This window comes from Ochrobactrum sp. AN78, from assembly GCF_029909885.1.
Lineage (GTDB): Bacteria > Pseudomonadota > Alphaproteobacteria > Rhizobiales > Rhizobiaceae > Brucella > Brucella quorumnocens.
Window position 1 is genome coordinate 180,619 of the sequence record NZ_JASAMU010000006.1, and the last position, 16,129, is coordinate 196,747.

Sequence of the window (16,129 nt, forward strand, 5' to 3'; positions counted from 1 at the left end):
CCAGAATTGATTGTGGTAATTAAGGATAGCTTAAAAAGCTCTTCGATCCAGCGCGAAACAATTAACTTTTCGTAAGGATCGGCTTGTTCACGGACTTGCAGCTCGCGAAAAAATTCTCTATTTGAGGGCTGCGCGGGACGACCCGTGCCTGTGTTCGCATAGGGGACGGCCCCATTGGAGGGTGCTCCATGGCTGGGCCTATAGAACAATTTGCGATCCGACCCATCGTCGAGCTTGGCACAGTGGGTGGCCAGCAGATTGTTTTCACGAATTCCGCACTTTACATGCTGCTGACAGTGACAGTTGCTGCAGGCTTCCTTTTTCTCGCCTCGCGCCGAGGTAAGGTCGTACCAGGTCGCTGGCAATCATCAGCTGAAATGCTTTACGAGTTTGTATCAAAGACAGTGCGTGAAAATGCAGGTGAACACGGAATGAAATTCTTCCCGTTGGTGTTCTCGCTTTTCATGTTTATTCTTGTGGCCAACCTCATCGGCATGTTTCCTTATGCCTTCACGGTAACAAGCCATATCATCGTCACGTTCGCGCTGGCTATGCTCGTATTTCTAACCGTTACTATTTACGGACTGCTACGCCACGGTTTCAAGTTCTTCCTCTTGTTCATGCCGGCAGGCGTCCCGGTGATGCTCGCGCCGATTATCGTTCCGATCGAACTCATGTCTTATATCTCACGTCCGATCAGCCATTCAGTACGTCTGTTTGCAGTCATGCTCGCCGGTCACATCACGCTGAAGGTATTTGCTGGATTTGTGGTTGGACTGGGCAGTTTGGGTTCGCTGGGATTAATGTCGGCCATTATGCCTCTCGCCATGACTGTCGCATTGACGGCACTTGAATTGCTGATGGCAATAATTCAGGCATATGTCTTTACCATGCTGAGCTGCATGTATCTCAATGACGCTCTGCATCCTTCTCATTAGACCTATAGTATTGACGAAAGGACGGCCTTTCGTTCTCTTGAAAAATGGGACGGCCCATACCCAAGGAGCACTAAAATGGCATGGATTTATCTGGCACTCGCCGGTGGCCTCGAAATTATTTGGGCCTATTTCATGAAAAAGTCGGAAGGCTTTTCGCTTTTAACGCCCAGCGTCATCACGATTGTAACGATGATCGGCAGTTTCGCCCTGCTTTCGATTGCAATGCGTACTCTGCCGCTGGGGACAGCCTATGCCATTTGGACCGGCATTGGCGCGGTTGGCGCATTCGTCGTCGGAATATTCATTCTGGGTGAAGCGGCAACATTCTTCCGCGTCGCCAGCGTGACACTTATTCTGGCCGGCATTATTGGCCTGAAGCTATCGTCGACGTAGGCCAAAAAAGAAAGGGAGGCACTGCCTCCCTTTTTCATTTTATTGTCTGAAAAACTTGAACCCGTTTTTCAGCGAACCTGATCCAGCAGGCGCTTGCATTCAAGCAAGTCAAAAAGCGCTTCCTGAAGAAGCGAGCGATTATCCTTCGACGGGCGTTTCCCATCAGCACCAATAGGGCCTTCTTCCTCACCCTTCAGTAAGCCAAACAGCTTGCGTGCGGGTTGCGGTGCCTTGATGCCGCTTGGCAGCGCCATTTCATTATCGGCAGCGTTTTCCATCGCCTGCTTTTCAGCTGCAGCCTGCTTCTGGCGCGTGATGGCTTCGATGGCCTGAACATCGCCATTGCCAAGCGCGATAATGAATTGCGCATTGTTTTCGCGGAGAAGTCGCTGAACACCCTTGATGGTATAACCTTGATCATAAAGCAGGTGGCGAATGCCTTTGAGCAATTCAACATCAAGCGGACGATAATAGCGACGACCACCGCCTCGCTTCATCGGTTTTATCTGGGTAAAGCGTGTTTCCCAAAAACGCAGCACATGCTGCGGAAGATCGAGATCTTCTGCTACTTCGCTTATAGTCCTGAATGCATCAGGGCTTTTGTCCATCTGCTTGCCCTTTCCAGTGGTTTAGCCTCGCCGCGCAGCGAGTCCTGCCAGCCCAGATAGTTCAAATGGCAATCGACACGTCATTTTGTGCGAGCCATAATATCATGATAATCGAACGGCATTTAACATATAAATATCGAGCGAAAAGCCCCTACTTTTCGGCTTGTTATATTAGGGAACCGACTCGCTTTGTCCGTAGATTATATAATATCAGAACTTTATAAGCACCCCTTCATATATAACAGGAAGAAGCACAGATTTCAGGCTGCTGATGTCACTGGATATATAAGCAAGCAAAATACTTCGCCCCCGAGGGGGCGACGCAGTAAAATACAAAGAGATTAAAAACCTCTATCCATCTAAAAACTACGACTTGGCGCTTTTCGACCCGCGCTTCTGGTGTTCTTGAAGGATGCGTTGTTTGAGAACGTTAGACGCTTTGAACGTCATGACGCGACGTGGAAGAATTGGCACTTCCTCACCGGTCTTCGGGTTGCGGCCGATGCGCTCATTCTTGTCACGGACCTGAAATGTCGCGAACGACGACAATTTCACAGTTTCACCGTTTACGATAGCGTCACAGACTTCGTCGAGGATCATCTCGACCAGAGCCGCCGATTCTGTTCTGGACAGGCCTACCTTGCGGTAAACAGCCTCTGCCAGATCAGCGCGTGTGACCGTCTTACCTCCCATAACCGAACCTACCTGGTTAGCGTTTGAACAGATAATATCCTTAAGTGACAGGAGGTTACACAAATAAACGCGGTCCGGTCAAGCCGCGAGTTTCTTCGCGGCCCATCAATTTTCTAATTACCAGCGCAACAATACCGCGCCCCAGGTAAATCCGCCGCCCATCGCCTCCAAAAGCACGAGGTCGCCCTTCTTGATACGACCGTCTGCGGCGGCTGTCGCAAGCGCCAGCGGAACTGAGGCCGCTGACGTGTTGCCGTGTTTATCGACGGTGATAACCACCTTTTCCTCGGCAATATTCAACTTTTTTGCTGAAGCGTCGATAATACGCTTGTTGGCCTGATGTGGCACGAACCAGTCGATATCGTCTGCAGTCAGACCTGTTTCGGCAAAAGAGGCTTCGATCACATCTGTGATCATGCCCACGGCATGTTTGAAGACTTCACGGCCTTCCATGCGCAAATGACCCACCGTTTGCGTGGTCGATGGGCCGCCATCCACAAAAAGCTTTTCCTTATGATTGCCGTCAGAACGAAGATTTGCAGCCAGAATACCACGATCCGACGTCAGGCCTTTGCCTTCGCCTGCTTCTAGTACCAGCGCGCCCGCACCGTCACCGAACAGCACGCAGGTCGTGCGATCATTCCAATCGAGAATACGCGAGAAGGTTTCCGCTCCGATGACCAGCACGCGCTGAGCCATGCCACCGCGAATATAAAGGTCCGCTGTTGTCACGGCATAGATGAAGCCACTGCAAACCGCCTGTAGATCGAACGCAAAGCCTGATGTAATACCCAACTCGCGCTGGATTTCGACCGCGCTTGCTGGAAATGTGTGATTTGGCGTCGATGTTGCGACGAGAACCAGATCGATATCGGAAGCTTGAAGACCAGCATTTTCAAGCGCTGCACGCGCAGCCGCTGCACCGAGCGAAACAGTCGTCTCGGTTTCATCTGCGATGTGACGCTGGCGAATACCGGTGCGCTGAACGATCCATTCGTCAGAGGTTTCAATCACGCCTTCAAAATCGGCATTCTTCATGATCCGCTTAGGCAGCGCCGAACCAATACCTCTTACGACAGATCTTATCATCTTTTTTCCTGTCCTCGAGCGGCTTCTATTTTCCTGAACCGGAATAGCCACTCTATCTTTTTGTTTTATAGCAGTTTCGGATGAAAACCCGATTCCATGAAACTGCTCTAGCCTGACCACACCGGGTGCACGCCTGCCGATGAACATTCATACCCGGTTAAGAGGGTTAATTATCACTTGGCTGCTTCGCTGCCGTCATTGGATGCAGCATGCGGATGACTGTGGTGGAAATGAGCCAGATCGGCTTCAATCTTCTCAAGAAGCTTGTTACGCACCATGTCATAGCCAACTTCAATTGCCGAGCAGAAGCCTTCCGCAGTAGCACCGCCATGGCTTTTGATCACAACGCCGCTCATACCAAGCAACACGCCACCATTCACTTTGTTCGGATCCATCTTTTCGCGGACGCGGTCAAATGCGCCCTTTGCAAAAATATACCCGATCTTCGCGAGCCATGTGCGGGTCATTGCCTGACGGAGCAGTGTGGCCATCTGACGTGCCGTACCTTCGGCAGTTTTCAGTGCAACATTGCCTGTGAAGCCTTCTGTCACGACGACATCGACGGTGCCCTTGCCAATATCGTTGCCTTCAACAAAACCAGTATATTGCAATCCCGCAAGTGGTGTATCTCGTAGAATTTGTGCGGCTTCCTTGATCTCGTCGAGGCCTTTGACCTCTTCCGTACCAACATTGAGGAGCCCCACCGTCGGCTTGCGTATCTCAAAAAGCGCGCGCGCCATACCGGCGCCCATCACTGCATAATCTACGAGCTGCCGCGCATCAGCACCGATTGTAGCGCCTACGTCCAAAACAACGCTTTCACCGCGCAAAGTCGGCCAGATGGCAGCTATAGCCGGACGCTCAACATCAGACAGCATGCGCAGGCAGAATTTTGACATGGCCATCAGTGCGCCGGTATTTCCAGCCGAAACACAGACATCGGCATCGCCCGTCTTTACTGCTTCAATCGCTTGCCACATGGAAGATTTGCCGCGACCAGAGCGAAGCGCCTGGCTAGGTTTGTCATCCATTTTAACGGCGACCTGGCTGGCGCGAAATTCGGACGCTGCCTGCAGTTTCGGGTAACGTGCCAACACAGGCTCGACCTGACCGGCCAGCCCAAAAAAAATGAACCGGATATCAGGATGGCGTTCAAGTGCCTTCGCCGCGCCGGGGATGACCACTTCTGGGCCAAAATCACCGCCCATGGCGTCAATCGAAATTTTTATCACTATTGATTATTCCTGTGCGATCCCTTCCCCAATCCTGCCTGTCTAAAAGCAGAGGGGTTTTCCGCGAAAATAGTGTTTTTCCGGTCGCGCACAACCAGATTCTCTCAAGCATCAGTTAAATCACGGCTTATTCTGCCATTCTGAAAGCTTGGCAAAAGGCGAATCAGGCTTTTCTTCCTCTTCCACGTCGCCGAAAACGGCTGGTTCCGCATCTGCTGGCAAGCCCGGCTTGCGTGGATATGGATCGAGTGCGAGTTCAAAAAATTCTTCGGCCACTGCACCGATGTCAATTTTATCGCCGACGAAAGTCTCCGGAATATCTGCACCGTCAGCATCCAGCAGCAACTCGCCACTTTCATCGAGCTGAATTTTAGCGAGGCGCGAATTTTCCGGTACGAAAATCGTATCCACTTCTTCGGCAATCGTGGCATCGATCGGTTCCAGCGTCACAACGCAAGACTGCACGATTTCTGCATTGATGGTGCCTCGTAGGCGGATGCCGTTCTTTTTCCACGGCGTCAGCAGAAACTCAGCGGCAAAGGAGTTCACAGCCTGAAGGTCATGTTCAGCTGCCAATGCTGCTCTTTCCCTGTCATTGGTCCCAATCTTCACCGTCAAGCCCTTGTGGGGCAGATGAAGAACCGGAACAGGATAGGTCAGCGCCGGTTTATCAGTCATTCTCGTTTGCCTCTTTTGTACTATCGATTGACGCAAGCATCATTTCGTCTGCATCCATAAAGGATATGTCGCCTGCTGCCAAAGCACTGTCTTCAATGTTTACCAACCGATCACGGCACGCAAATACATATTCACTCAGATAGTGAGCATGTGGCCAGAATTCGAGATCGGGTCGAATGTTTCGCGTCAAAGCGGTCGCCAGCGCTTTTTTATCATCGGCGTCCAGTGCCGTGCCATACGAGCTGACGCGCCCGTAAAACATGCGTGCAAGCTTCTTCATGCGCTTGGGAACGCCTTGATCGCCGATTCCCAATTCTCGCAACGAATGATCAACATCCTTGAAAAATTCGTCTGCAATGTCCTGCGCAAGCGGCATCAGCACCGAATTTTCACCCTTCATGCGATGAAGAGATATGAAAATATGAACCGAAAGCATCTCATAACGACCTAAAGGCGTATCAGGCACCTGAAATTGTGCATAAAATCGCTTTTGCCGCGCCGCCGCCACGATCGTCTCGTAAACGCGAAGCACAACTGTCTCATTAGCTTTTGATTTGCGGCGAAAAAGTCGAAGAATCATTCCTGTACGACCGTACTTGTTGCATCCAGAAGCAAGGTGGTTTACCGAAGTTCTCTCGACGGCGAAAGTGCCGCGCTGATATAGAATGTATGGAGAGGTCTTTGTTGCAGCGAATTTTCCCAAGCGCACGCAAACAGCGTGCCCTTCTCGCAGGCACAGCAATTCTCTTTTCGGCGGCTCTCGTCGGATGCAACACTGCATCCACGCTAAACCCGTCGGAAACGCTTACAGAGGGTTACGTGCTCGATCAGGAGGCGCTTGATTCGGTTCCGGTTGGCTCCAGCCGTGAACAGGTGCTTCTCGCACTCGGTACACCGTCCACCACGGCAACCTTCGACAATGAAGTGTTCTATTACATTTCGCAGAAGCGCTACCGTGCGGCACAGTTCATGAAGCCGAAGATCATCGACCGTCATATCCTTGCGGTTTACTTCGACAAGGAAGGCAAGGTCAGCAATATTGCCAATTATGGCCTGCAGGACGGTAAATTGTTCGATTTCGTATCGCGCACGACCCCAACGGGCGGCAAGGATCAGACCTTTATCGGTCAGATCATCCAGGGCGTTGGCAAGGCTCCGACATCGCTGCCGGGTGCAGCAGGCGGCGCAAACAACTGATCTGTTGCGAATCTCAAAAAAAGCCCGCCAACTAGCGGGCTTTTATTTTGCGACTTACAGCGGTTCCAGTTAAGAGTGAACCGCTGTAACTATTTGTTTTTACGCATTTCCGAACGCAAAACCGGTTCCCACTTTTGCTGGAAATGCTTTAAATCAAACCATGTGGGCTAGTACCGCCAGCAACAAGAGTGCAACGATGTTGGTGATCTTGATTGCGGGGTTAACTGCCGGACCGGCCGTATCCTTGTAAGGATCGCCCACCGTATCGCCTGTTACAGAGGCTTTGTGCGCTTCCGACCCCTTCATGTGCTTCACACCATCGGCATCGGTAAAGCCGTCCTCGAAGCTCTTCTTGGCATTATCCCATGCACCACCACCCGACGTCATGGAAATGGCCACGAACAACCCGTTAATGATCACACCCAAGAGCGACGCACCCAGGGCCGCAAATGCTGCAGCTTTCGAACCCGAAATTAGCAGCACGCCGAAATAGACAACGAGCGGTGCCAGAACCGGCAGCAGCGACGGAATAATCATTTCACGGATTGCTGCTTTGGTCAGAAGATCGACCGCTCGCGCGTAATCCGGGCGCTCCTGCCCTGTCATAATGCCGGGTTTTTCACGGAACTGACGCCGTACTTCTTGCACCACGGCACTCCCTGCCCGACCGACTGCCGTCATGGCCATGCCGCCGAAAAGATATGGAATGAGGCCACCGAAGATCAAACCGGCCACCACATATGGGTTAGACAGCTCAAAGGAAACCGGCCCCATATCGGCAAAATAAGGATAGGTTTGCCCATTCGCGGCAAAATAAGCCAAGTCGTTGGAGTAAGCTGCGAACAGCACCAAAGCGCCCAAACCCGCCGAACCAATTGCATAGCCCTTGGTGACGGCCTTGGTCGTGTTACCGACCGCATCGAGCGCATCGGTTGATTTGCGAACTTCCGGATCGAGCCCTGCCATTTCCGCAATACCACCGGCATTGTCGGTTACAGGGCCAAATGCATCCAGCGCCACAATCATACCGGCGATGCCCAGCATCGCCGTCACAGCGATTGCAGTGCCAAACAAGCCCGCCAACTGATAGGTGCCGATAATGCCGCCAACGATGACAATTGCAGGCAGAGCGGTCGATTCCAGCGAAACGGCCAGCCCCTGAATGACATTTGTGCCATGGCCGGTAACGGAAGCCTGCGCGATGGAATTGACCGGACGCTTGTTGGTGCCGGTGTAATATTCCGTAATCACCACGATCAAGCCCGTAACGACAAGACCAATCAAGCCACAGATAAAGAGATTGGTGCCTGTAATCGACATGCCTGCGACAGTGCCTATTTCACCCCAGCCAATTGTCAGCGTGTTGGCAACTGCCAAACCCACGATCGACAGAAGCCCGGTTGCAATGAGGCCTTTGTAAAGCGCACCCATGATGGAGCCGTTGACGCCTAGCTTGACAAAGAAGGTGCCTGCAATCGAGGTCAGCACGCATGCGCCGCAAATTGCCAGCGGATAGAGCATGACGCTCGAAAGCACATCGGAGCCGTTAAAGAAGATCGCACCCAGAACCATTGTCGCAACCACAGTGACTGCATAGGTCTCGAACAGATCCGCGGCCATGCCTGCACAGTCGCCGACATTATCACCCACATTATCGGCAATGGTTGCTGGATTACGTGGATCATCTTCGGGAATGCCGGCCTCGACCTTACCAACCAGATCGCCACCGACGTCAGCGCCCTTGGTGAAGATGCCACCGCCCAGACGCGCAAAGATCGAAATCAGCGAAGCGCCAAAACCGAGCGCTACAAGCGCGTCAATCACGGTGCGGTCAGATGGCGAGTAGCCCATCCAGACCGTCAGAATAAAATAATAGACGGATACACCGAGCAGCGCGAGACCAGCGACAAGCATGCCGGTGATAGCACCAGATTTAAATGCGAGCTCCAGCCCGCCAGCAAGGCTGAGGGACGCGGCCTGCGCCGTCCGTACGTTTGCACGGACGGAAACATGCATGCCGATAAATCCGGTCAACCCGGAGAGAATAGCCCCTATGAGAAAGCCGATACCAGCAGTAATCGACAACAGATACCAGACTGCCAGAAAGACGACGACGCCAACAAGGGCGATCGTGGAATATTGTCGCGTGAGGTAGGCGGACGCGCCTTCACGGATAGCGCCGGCGATTTCCTGCATACGCGGCGTGCCCTGATCGGCCGCAAGCACTGAGCGGATCGCCCATGCGGCAAAAAGAACGGAAACGACACCGCAGGCAATGACGAGAAGAAGAACTCCAATTCCCATTTAGGCCAACTCCCATTGAGCTCGCGCCAGCCACAAGCAGATCGCTCGCAGTAGAGTAGCGATTACCTGCACACATCGGCGCAAAAAGACCCGGAAACCCCTCCCCGGGCCAGGACTGGCGGCATGGAAGTGCCTGAAGCCGACTATTCACCGGGCTTCCTCGGCTAGTTCTTATTTGTTTTTAGTTTTCGAAACATCTGCCTGAAATCAAATAATTGGCACAAGTTTCTGCATTTCAGCATTCTCAATGCCGCTGGCTCAACATGCGGAAGCTGTCTGCAAAGGTCAAGCCGTAGTTTGTTGGTCGACAAATGAAAAAGACTGCGGTTTCTCGCAGCCTTTTTCAATTTTATATAACTATTGATTATTACTTGCCACGCGGCTTTGTACCACGGCTTTCGCCGCGAAGTTCAAAAGCAAGACGATCCAGCACAGCGTTGACCAGTTTAGGTTCGTCTTCCGTGTAGAAAGCCTTGGCAATATCCACATATTCCGAAACGATCACAGCTGTTGGCACATCCTTGCGGGTCTTCAATTCCCATGCACCCGCACGCAGAATTGCGCGCAACGTGGAATCAAGGCGTGAAAGCGGCCAGTCTTCGGTCAGCGCGTTATGGATCAGCGGGTCCAGCGTAAGCTGATTATCGACAACACCGGCAACAATGCCGCGAAACCATTGAGGATCAGCATCGAGATATTGCGTGCCGTCCACTTCCTTGCCGAGCCGATGAGCCTCGTACTCGGCAACGACTTCCATAACGCCCGTACCGGCGACATCCATCTGGTAAAGCGCCTGTACGGCAGCCAGACGGGCAACGCCGCGCTTGTTTGCAGGTCGTGGGGCGTTCGGTGCGGAACGGCCTTCAGAAGAAGAAGTCATCGTCTCAGGCTCCGAATTTCTTGCGCAGATCAATCATGGTAAGCGCTGCGCGGGCAGCAAAGCCGCCCTTGTCCTTGTCTTCACGACGCGCACGCACCCAAGCTTGCTCGTCATTTTCTACCGTGAGAATACCATTGCCGATTGCGAGGCCTTCCTCAACCGAAAGATCGGTCAGAGCGCGGCAGGATTCGTTGGCAACAATATCGAAATGATAGGTTTCGCCGCGAATGACTGTGCCAAGTGCAACAAAGCCATCATACTCGGTGCCACCATTTTCCGCGCCATCAAGGGCAAAAGAGATAGTCGCAGGCACTTCAAGTGCGCCAGGAACTGTCACAACATCATAAGTTGCACCAGCTGCATCGAGAGCCGCCTTTGCGCCATCGAGAAGCGCATCGGACAAATCCTCATAGAAACGCGCTTCGACAATGAGCAGGTGCGGCGCATGCGCCTCGTGCTTGGACATGAGAAACTCCATGACAGAAATCGCGGACCGCAAATCTGCGGTCAACGCTAAATTCAGAAAATAGCTAAGGGTTGTTAGGCTCTAAGCTTATTTCTGATATTGCGCAAGCCTTGCTGCGTAACGAGCAAGCTGATCGATCTCGATATTGATCTTATCACCTGTCTGACGATCCCCCCAAGTGGTCACTTCCAGTGAATGGCGAATGAGCAGAACATCGAACTCATTTCCGTTCACGCCGTTGACCGTCAGCGATGTTCCATCAAGGGCGACGGAACCCTTCTGGGCAATAAACGGCGCAAGCTCTTCTGGAGCGCGCAGAGTGAAGCGGACTGCATCGCCCTCGTCCTTGCGCTCAACAATTTCTGCCTGTCCGTCGACATGACCAGACACCAGATGTCCACCCATCTCATCGCCAAGCTTGAGGGAACGCTCAAGATTAATCCGCGTGCCATTCTCCCATTTTGAGATCGTGGTTAGGCGAAGGGCTTCCTCCCATGCTTCGACTTCAAACCAACGCGCATTGGTGCCTTTTTCTGGCAAAGCCACAACGGTCAGACAAACACCGGAGCAGGAAATGGACGCTCCAAGTTCAATCGTCTCCGGATCGTAAACCGTTTCGATACGCAACAGAATGCCTTCATTAAGAGGCTTGATACGATCCACTTTGCCGATATCTGTAACAATCCCAGTGAACATCACGCTTTCCTTACATACTCGATACAGACATCGTCGCCGTACTGCGCATGGCGCAAAATTGTAAATTCATTATCGATATGGGATTGCAAATCCGCGACGGCAACCCCATTCGTCGCGCCAATTTCCACAGGCGAGGAAAACAGGACAAGCCGGTCAACCAGCTTCTCCTGCAGAAAACTCTTGGCAACACTTGCCCCGCCTTCAACGAGAACGGAAGAAATTCCCTGAGCGGCAAGATCGTCCATTAGCTCCGGCAAGGCGATGCGGCCCTCATCGCTTTCCGCAGCGATAATGCGGCATCCTGCAAGCTGCATTTCGTATCGCCGTTCGGGCGCCACATTTTCACAACAGGAAAGCCACAATGGAACGGCTTCTGAACTGCGAACAAGCCGTGAATCGAGCGGTAACTTCAATCCACTGTCCAGTATAAGGCGAATTGGAGAGCGTTGTTCCAGTCCTGGAAGGCGGCAATTCAGGATGGGATCATCGGCAATTGCCGTATCAACCCCGATGAGGATCACATCGGTCTGTGAGCGCAGAATATGCGACTGCGCGCGCGCAATGGGACCAGTAATTGGAACCTGCCCCTCACCTTTTGTCCCGATGAAGCCATCGGCAGAAAGTGCAAGTTTTAGAATCACTTCCGGACGTTTTTTAGAAGATCGATTCAGATAGCCTGCCAGATCATCAGCCGCCATGTCCGACAAAACGCCTGGCACCACTTCAATGCCAGCCTCACGCAGAATGGCGAAGCCTTTTCCGCTCACTCTTTCATCGGGATCAGTCGCCGCAACGAATACCCGCGCAACACCTGCACGTACCAGTGCTTCCGCACAAGGCGGGGTGCGACCGTGATGGGCACAGGGTTCGAGCGACACGTAGGCTGTTGCGCCTTGCGCTGCTTCGCCGGCATCTGCCAAGGCTTGCGGCTCCGCATGAGGTCGTCCGCCAATCGCCGTTACGCCACGACCAACAATAACTCCGTCCTTGACGATTATTGTGCCAACAGAAGGATTTGTCCCCGTCAGGCCTTTGTTGCGGCGCGCATAACGGATGGTCGCTTCCATGAAACGGAGATCATCCGAAGTCACATTGGCATGCGGGAATTCCAAACGGTTCATATTATGCGTCCGAATCGCGTTCATTCTCGATCGTTGTCAGTTCATCGATGACATTGTGGAAATCAACGGCTTTGCTGAAATTGCGATAAACCGATGCGAAACGGATATAGGCAATATCGTCAACACCCTTGAGCGCATCCATTGCCAAGCGGCCAATTTCATCTGAGGTCACTTCCGCTTCGCCAGAGCTTTCAAGCTGTCGCACAATACCGGAGATGGCGCGTTCGATCCGCTCTTCATCAATCTCGCGCTTGCGCAGCGCCACATCGATGGAACGAGCAAGCTTTTCACGATCAAAAGGCACACGGCGACCGCTCTTTTTGACGACCATGAGGTCGCGGAGCTGCACGCGTTCAAACGTCGTGAACCGTCCACCACAAACCGAACAGACGCGACGCCTGCGAATAACCGCGCCGTCTTCCGCTGGACGAGAATCTTTCACTTGAGTGTCTTCAGATTGGCAATAGGGACAACGCATGGCACTCTCTCAACTTACTTTTACGCATGTCGTTCCCGCAAACCGCTTCACACTGAGGGCGCGAGACATGCCTTAGAGCGTTGAGCGCCCTCTTGGACGCAAAAAAGAACGCTCTAAATTATTGGATCTACGCATCGTGCTTTCTAAAAATCAAATCCGATTTTTGGGCCGGTACTGTAGACAGACTGATTCCTATTAATCATAGCGCATCCGAACAAAGCTGCATAATCGGGACCGAAACGAAAAAGCCCCGCTCAACAGGGTTGAGCGGGGCTTGAGCAATGCGTGAATAATTATCCCTGATAATCATACATTGGGAAACGACTGGTCAGCGAAATGACCTTGGTCTTTACCGCTTCTTCAACGGCTGCATTGCCTTCATCGGAATTTGCAACCTTGAGACCATCAAGCACTTCTGCGATCAGCGAGCCGATTTCCTTGAATTCGGCCTTACCGAAGCCGCGGGTCGTACCAGCAGGCGTGCCGAGACGAATACCCGAGGTTACAAATGGCTTTTCCGGGTCGAAAGGAATGCCGTTCTTGTTACAGGTCACATTTGCACGACCGAGAGCTGCTTCTGCGCGCTTGCCTGTTGCATTCTTCGGACGCAAGTCAACCAGCATGAGATGGTTGTCAGTGCCGCCAGAGACGATATCGAGGCCCTGCGACTTCAGTTCGTCCGAGAGTGCACGCGCATTATCGACGACGTTCTGAGCGTAGGTTTTGAATTCTGGCTTCAGCGCTTCTGCAAACGCAACGGCCTTACCAGCAATTACATGCATCAGTGGCCCGCCCTGCAGACCAGGGAAGACAGCTGAATTGAACTTCTTCGCCAGATCGGGGTCGTTGGTGAGAATCATGCCGCCGCGAGGGCCGCGAAGCGACTTGTGAGTCGTCGTGGTGCAGACATGGGCATGTGGAACAGGCGATGGGTGCACACCACCGGCAACCAGACCAGCAATATGCGCCATGTCGACCATGAGATATGCGCCGACTTCATCAGCGATTTCGCGGAAGCGCTTCCAGTCCCAGATACGGGAATAGGCCGTACCACCAGCCAGAATCAGCTTTGGCTTGTTTTCACGTGCAAGACGGGCAACTTCATCCATGTCGAGAAGATGATCATCTTCGCGCACGCCGTAAGAAACTACGTTGAACCACTTGCCCGACATGTTGACAGGAGAGCCGTGCGTCAGATGGCCACCTGAATTAAGGTCAAGGCCCATGAAAGTGTCGCCCGGCTGCAGAAGCGCAAGGAATACAGCCTGATTCATCTGGCTGCCCGAGTTAGGCTGTACATTGGCGAACTCTGCGCCAAACAGTTTCTTGGCGCGTTCGATTGCCAGTTCTTCAACAACGTCAACATACTGGCAACCGCCGTAATAGCGCTTGCCCGGATAACCTTCGGCATATTTGTTGGTAAGGATGGAGCCTTGAGCTTCAAGTACCGCACGGGAAACGATGTTTTCCGAGGCGATCAGCTCGATTTCATGACGCTGACGTCCGAGTTCGTTACGGATCGCACCGAAAATATCGGCATCGATTTCTTCAAGAGTTGCATTGAAAAAAGCGGTATTGGCTTGCGACATGTTTCACACCCTCCGGTTTAGCCGGTCAAAGCTATATGAGATGAGGCGCATTATCACACTTCGATTGGCAAGGCCAATGGCGCTTAAGCGAAAAGCATGTTCCAAAATGCGGCATGACGTAGCCATAGCGCCTATCGTGATTGAACCACACGTAACCGCTCACTCTATTTTCATTTTTAAGCATGTCTTTTAAGGAAAACCGGTTCCCACTTTTCCGCGACATGCTTCAAACAAAAAAGCCGCCCGAAAAAGGATCGGACGGCTTTTTTGCAAGTGAATTCAAATCAGGTATCGGTGCCCAGCGCCAACGCGGTCGCACCATCCATCTTGTAGATATCATCGCGGAACTGCACAACACCATCGCCTGTCGACCATGCGGTGATGTAAACGAAATGCAGCGGCACAGGATCGGCCACCTGAATCGGCGTATTCACACCGGAAGCAATAGTGCCCTCAATATTCCGGCGATCCCAACCAGCGGTGTTCTTTAACAGCCAGACGTCAAGATCGCGAACATTCTGCACGCGAACACAACCCGACGAATCGAAACGCATGAGCTTGTTGAAGTAACTCTTCTGCGGCGTGTCGTGCATATAAACGGCGTGCTGATTGTGGAAGTTGATCTTCGTCGAGGACATGGCGTTGATCTTGCCTGGGTCCTGACGGAACATCAGCTTCACAGCGTCATCCGTATTCCAGTCAACGCTTTCCGGCGGAACTTCCTGACCCTGCGCATTGTAAAGGCGGATCTTGTTGTTTGCCAAATATTGCGGGTTTTTCCGCATCAGCGGAATAATATCCTTCTGGATGATCGACTTCGGCGCAGTCCAGTAAGGATTGAGAATGACTTCGTGAATCTTGGATTCCAGAATAGGCGTCTGACGATCGATCTTACCGACAACAGCCGTATGACGCTGCGCGACGTTGCCGCCTTCTACAGCCTCAATACGGGCAGCCGGAATGTTGACCATTACAAAACGCTGCTCCGACTGGCTTGCAGCAGCCATGCCAGAAAGTCGCTGAAGGTTGGTTTGCAGCTGCCCAAGACGCGTATTGGCGTCCACATTCATGGCAGCATACGTAAACTGGCCCATAACACCGTCAGCTGGAAGACCATGACGTGACTGGAAGCGCTTAACGGCTGCATCGACGTAGGTGTCGAACGCGCCAGAAACACCGGCTTCGCGTGGGAGGTCACCTGAAACGATAAGGCGCTGACGAAGAGCCTGTACTGTCGGTGCGTTCGCGCCAAGCTGCAGTTTCGCATTTCCGGGCACCTGTGGCCAGCCACCGCGACCTGCAATATCGGTATACTGAGCAATCGCGGACTGAAGATTACCAACCGTCTGCTGGCTTAGAACCGGCTGATTGGTAGCAACTTTCTGACCACCAGTCGCACGGGCATCAAACTGGTCATCCCAGTTACCACGGCGTGGTGCAGCAAGAATGTCGTTCAAAGCTTGCTGCTGAGCAAAAGCTGCAGGAACCATTGCCGAGGCGGCGGCCGTAAGACCGGCAGTTGCTGCGCCACGCAGGAAGCTGCGACGACCTACATTGAAAGCTTGCGTCTTCTTGTCGGTTTTGGTCATAGATTTGGTCCCAAAGGCTAACCGGTTGCGCCCAGATGCATCGCATCTGCAGATAGCTCTAAATTATGCGCTGTATATATTCGCTTATGTCGATTTTTATGGCTTATTCATGTCGCGGAGCCCGGATTTCAAGCCGGGCCATGCTGAAATAGCTCGCAATCATGAAGTTCGGCGCACA

General features: G+C 52.6%; 17 protein-coding genes. 3 read left to right on the top strand and 14 right to left on the bottom strand.

Annotated features, from left to right (window positions below; genetic code table 11):
• Window positions 1-188 precede the first annotated feature (188 nt).
• Entirely contained in the window at window positions 189-938 is a 750-nt protein-coding gene (locus tag QBD00_RS13385; protein ID WP_318579745.1) for a F0F1 ATP synthase subunit A, read from the top strand.
• A 75-nt stretch (window positions 939-1,013) separates the two neighbouring features.
• A complete protein-coding gene (gene sugE, locus QBD00_RS13390) occupies window positions 1,014-1,331 on the top strand; it encodes a quaternary ammonium compound efflux SMR transporter SugE (RefSeq protein WP_095446402.1) in 318 nt (105 codons plus the stop codon).
• A 68-nt stretch (window positions 1,332-1,399) separates the two neighbouring features.
• Here sugE and QBD00_RS13395 read toward each other — a convergent pair whose 3' ends face one another.
• The 6 genes from QBD00_RS13395 to QBD00_RS13420 all read right to left on the bottom strand — a co-directional run bounded on the left by QBD00_RS13395 (window position 1,400) and on the right by QBD00_RS13420 (window position 6,211).
• A complete protein-coding gene (locus QBD00_RS13395; protein WP_095446401.1) occupies window positions 1,400-1,939 on the bottom strand; it encodes a MerR family transcriptional regulator in 540 nt (179 codons plus the stop codon).
• Window positions 1,940-2,305: 366 nt separating this feature from the next.
• Window positions 2,306-2,632, bottom strand: a complete 327-nt coding sequence (locus QBD00_RS13400) for an integration host factor subunit alpha (RefSeq protein WP_024897430.1) — start codon at window positions 2,630-2,632, stop codon at window positions 2,306-2,308.
• A 117-nt stretch (window positions 2,633-2,749) separates the two neighbouring features.
• The gene (locus QBD00_RS13405; RefSeq protein ID WP_024897429.1) at window positions 2,750-3,721 is read right to left on the bottom strand and encodes a beta-ketoacyl-ACP synthase III; all 972 of its coding nucleotides are present in this window, start codon (window positions 3,719-3,721) and stop codon (window positions 2,750-2,752) included.
• A 173-nt stretch (window positions 3,722-3,894) separates the two neighbouring features.
• On the bottom strand, window positions 3,895-4,953 hold the full coding sequence (gene plsX, locus QBD00_RS13410) for a phosphate acyltransferase PlsX (protein WP_095446400.1): 1,059 nt from the start codon (window positions 4,951-4,953) through the stop codon (window positions 3,895-3,897).
• A gap of 120 nt (window positions 4,954-5,073) precedes the next feature.
• Window positions 5,074-5,631: a YceD family protein gene (locus QBD00_RS13415; RefSeq protein ID WP_151095560.1), complete on the bottom strand. Its 558-nt coding sequence runs from the start codon at window positions 5,629-5,631 to the stop codon at window positions 5,074-5,076.
• Window positions 5,624-6,211 (bottom strand): ubiquinol-cytochrome C chaperone family protein, encoded by a 588-nt coding sequence (locus QBD00_RS13420; RefSeq protein ID WP_318579805.1) that lies wholly within the window; start codon window positions 6,209-6,211, stop codon window positions 5,624-5,626. Before QBD00_RS13420 ends, QBD00_RS13415 begins: the two co-directional genes overlap by 8 nt.
• 101 nt (window positions 6,212-6,312) lie before the next feature.
• Between QBD00_RS13420 and QBD00_RS13425 the strand changes: the two genes are divergently transcribed.
• The gene (locus QBD00_RS13425; RefSeq protein WP_095446397.1) at window positions 6,313-6,828 is read left to right on the top strand and encodes an outer membrane protein assembly factor BamE; all 516 of its coding nucleotides are present in this window, start codon (window positions 6,313-6,315) and stop codon (window positions 6,826-6,828) included.
• A 153-nt stretch (window positions 6,829-6,981) separates the two neighbouring features.
• Here the strand turns inward: QBD00_RS13425 and QBD00_RS13430 are convergent, their stop codons facing one another.
• The 8 genes from QBD00_RS13430 to QBD00_RS13465 all read right to left on the bottom strand — a co-directional run bounded on the left by QBD00_RS13430 (window position 6,982) and on the right by QBD00_RS13465 (window position 15,951).
• Entirely contained in the window at window positions 6,982-9,132 is a 2,151-nt protein-coding gene (locus QBD00_RS13430; protein ID WP_095446396.1) for a sodium-translocating pyrophosphatase, read from the bottom strand.
• A gap of 367 nt (window positions 9,133-9,499) precedes the next feature.
• On the bottom strand, window positions 9,500-10,012 hold the full coding sequence (gene nusB, locus QBD00_RS13435; protein WP_095446395.1) for a transcription antitermination factor NusB: 513 nt from the start codon (window positions 10,010-10,012) through the stop codon (window positions 9,500-9,502).
• A 4-nt stretch (window positions 10,013-10,016) separates the two neighbouring features.
• Window positions 10,017-10,478: a 6,7-dimethyl-8-ribityllumazine synthase gene (locus tag QBD00_RS13440; RefSeq protein ID WP_024897422.1), complete on the bottom strand. Its 462-nt coding sequence runs from the start codon at window positions 10,476-10,478 to the stop codon at window positions 10,017-10,019.
• A gap of 87 nt (window positions 10,479-10,565) precedes the next feature.
• The gene (locus QBD00_RS13445) at window positions 10,566-11,174 is read right to left on the bottom strand and encodes a riboflavin synthase (protein ID WP_095446394.1); all 609 of its coding nucleotides are present in this window, start codon (window positions 11,172-11,174) and stop codon (window positions 10,566-10,568) included.
• Window positions 11,174-12,295, bottom strand: coding sequence for a bifunctional diaminohydroxyphosphoribosylaminopyrimidine deaminase/5-amino-6-(5-phosphoribosylamino)uracil reductase RibD (gene ribD, locus QBD00_RS13450; protein WP_318579746.1), 1,122 nt, complete (start codon window positions 12,293-12,295; stop codon window positions 11,174-11,176). The genes QBD00_RS13445 and ribD overlap by 1 nt, the downstream gene beginning before the upstream one ends.
• 1 nt (window position 12,296) lies before the next feature.
• Window positions 12,297-12,773: a transcriptional regulator NrdR gene (gene nrdR / locus QBD00_RS13455; protein ID WP_095446392.1), complete on the bottom strand. Its 477-nt coding sequence runs from the start codon at window positions 12,771-12,773 to the stop codon at window positions 12,297-12,299.
• Window positions 12,774-13,066: 293 nt separating this feature from the next.
• On the bottom strand, window positions 13,067-14,362 hold the full coding sequence (gene glyA, locus QBD00_RS13460; protein WP_095446391.1) for a serine hydroxymethyltransferase: 1,296 nt from the start codon (window positions 14,360-14,362) through the stop codon (window positions 13,067-13,069).
• Between the two features lie 284 nt (window positions 14,363-14,646).
• Entirely contained in the window at window positions 14,647-15,951 is a 1,305-nt protein-coding gene (locus tag QBD00_RS13465) for a L,D-transpeptidase family protein (RefSeq protein WP_095446390.1), read from the bottom strand.
• Window positions 15,952-16,129 lie beyond the last annotated feature (178 nt).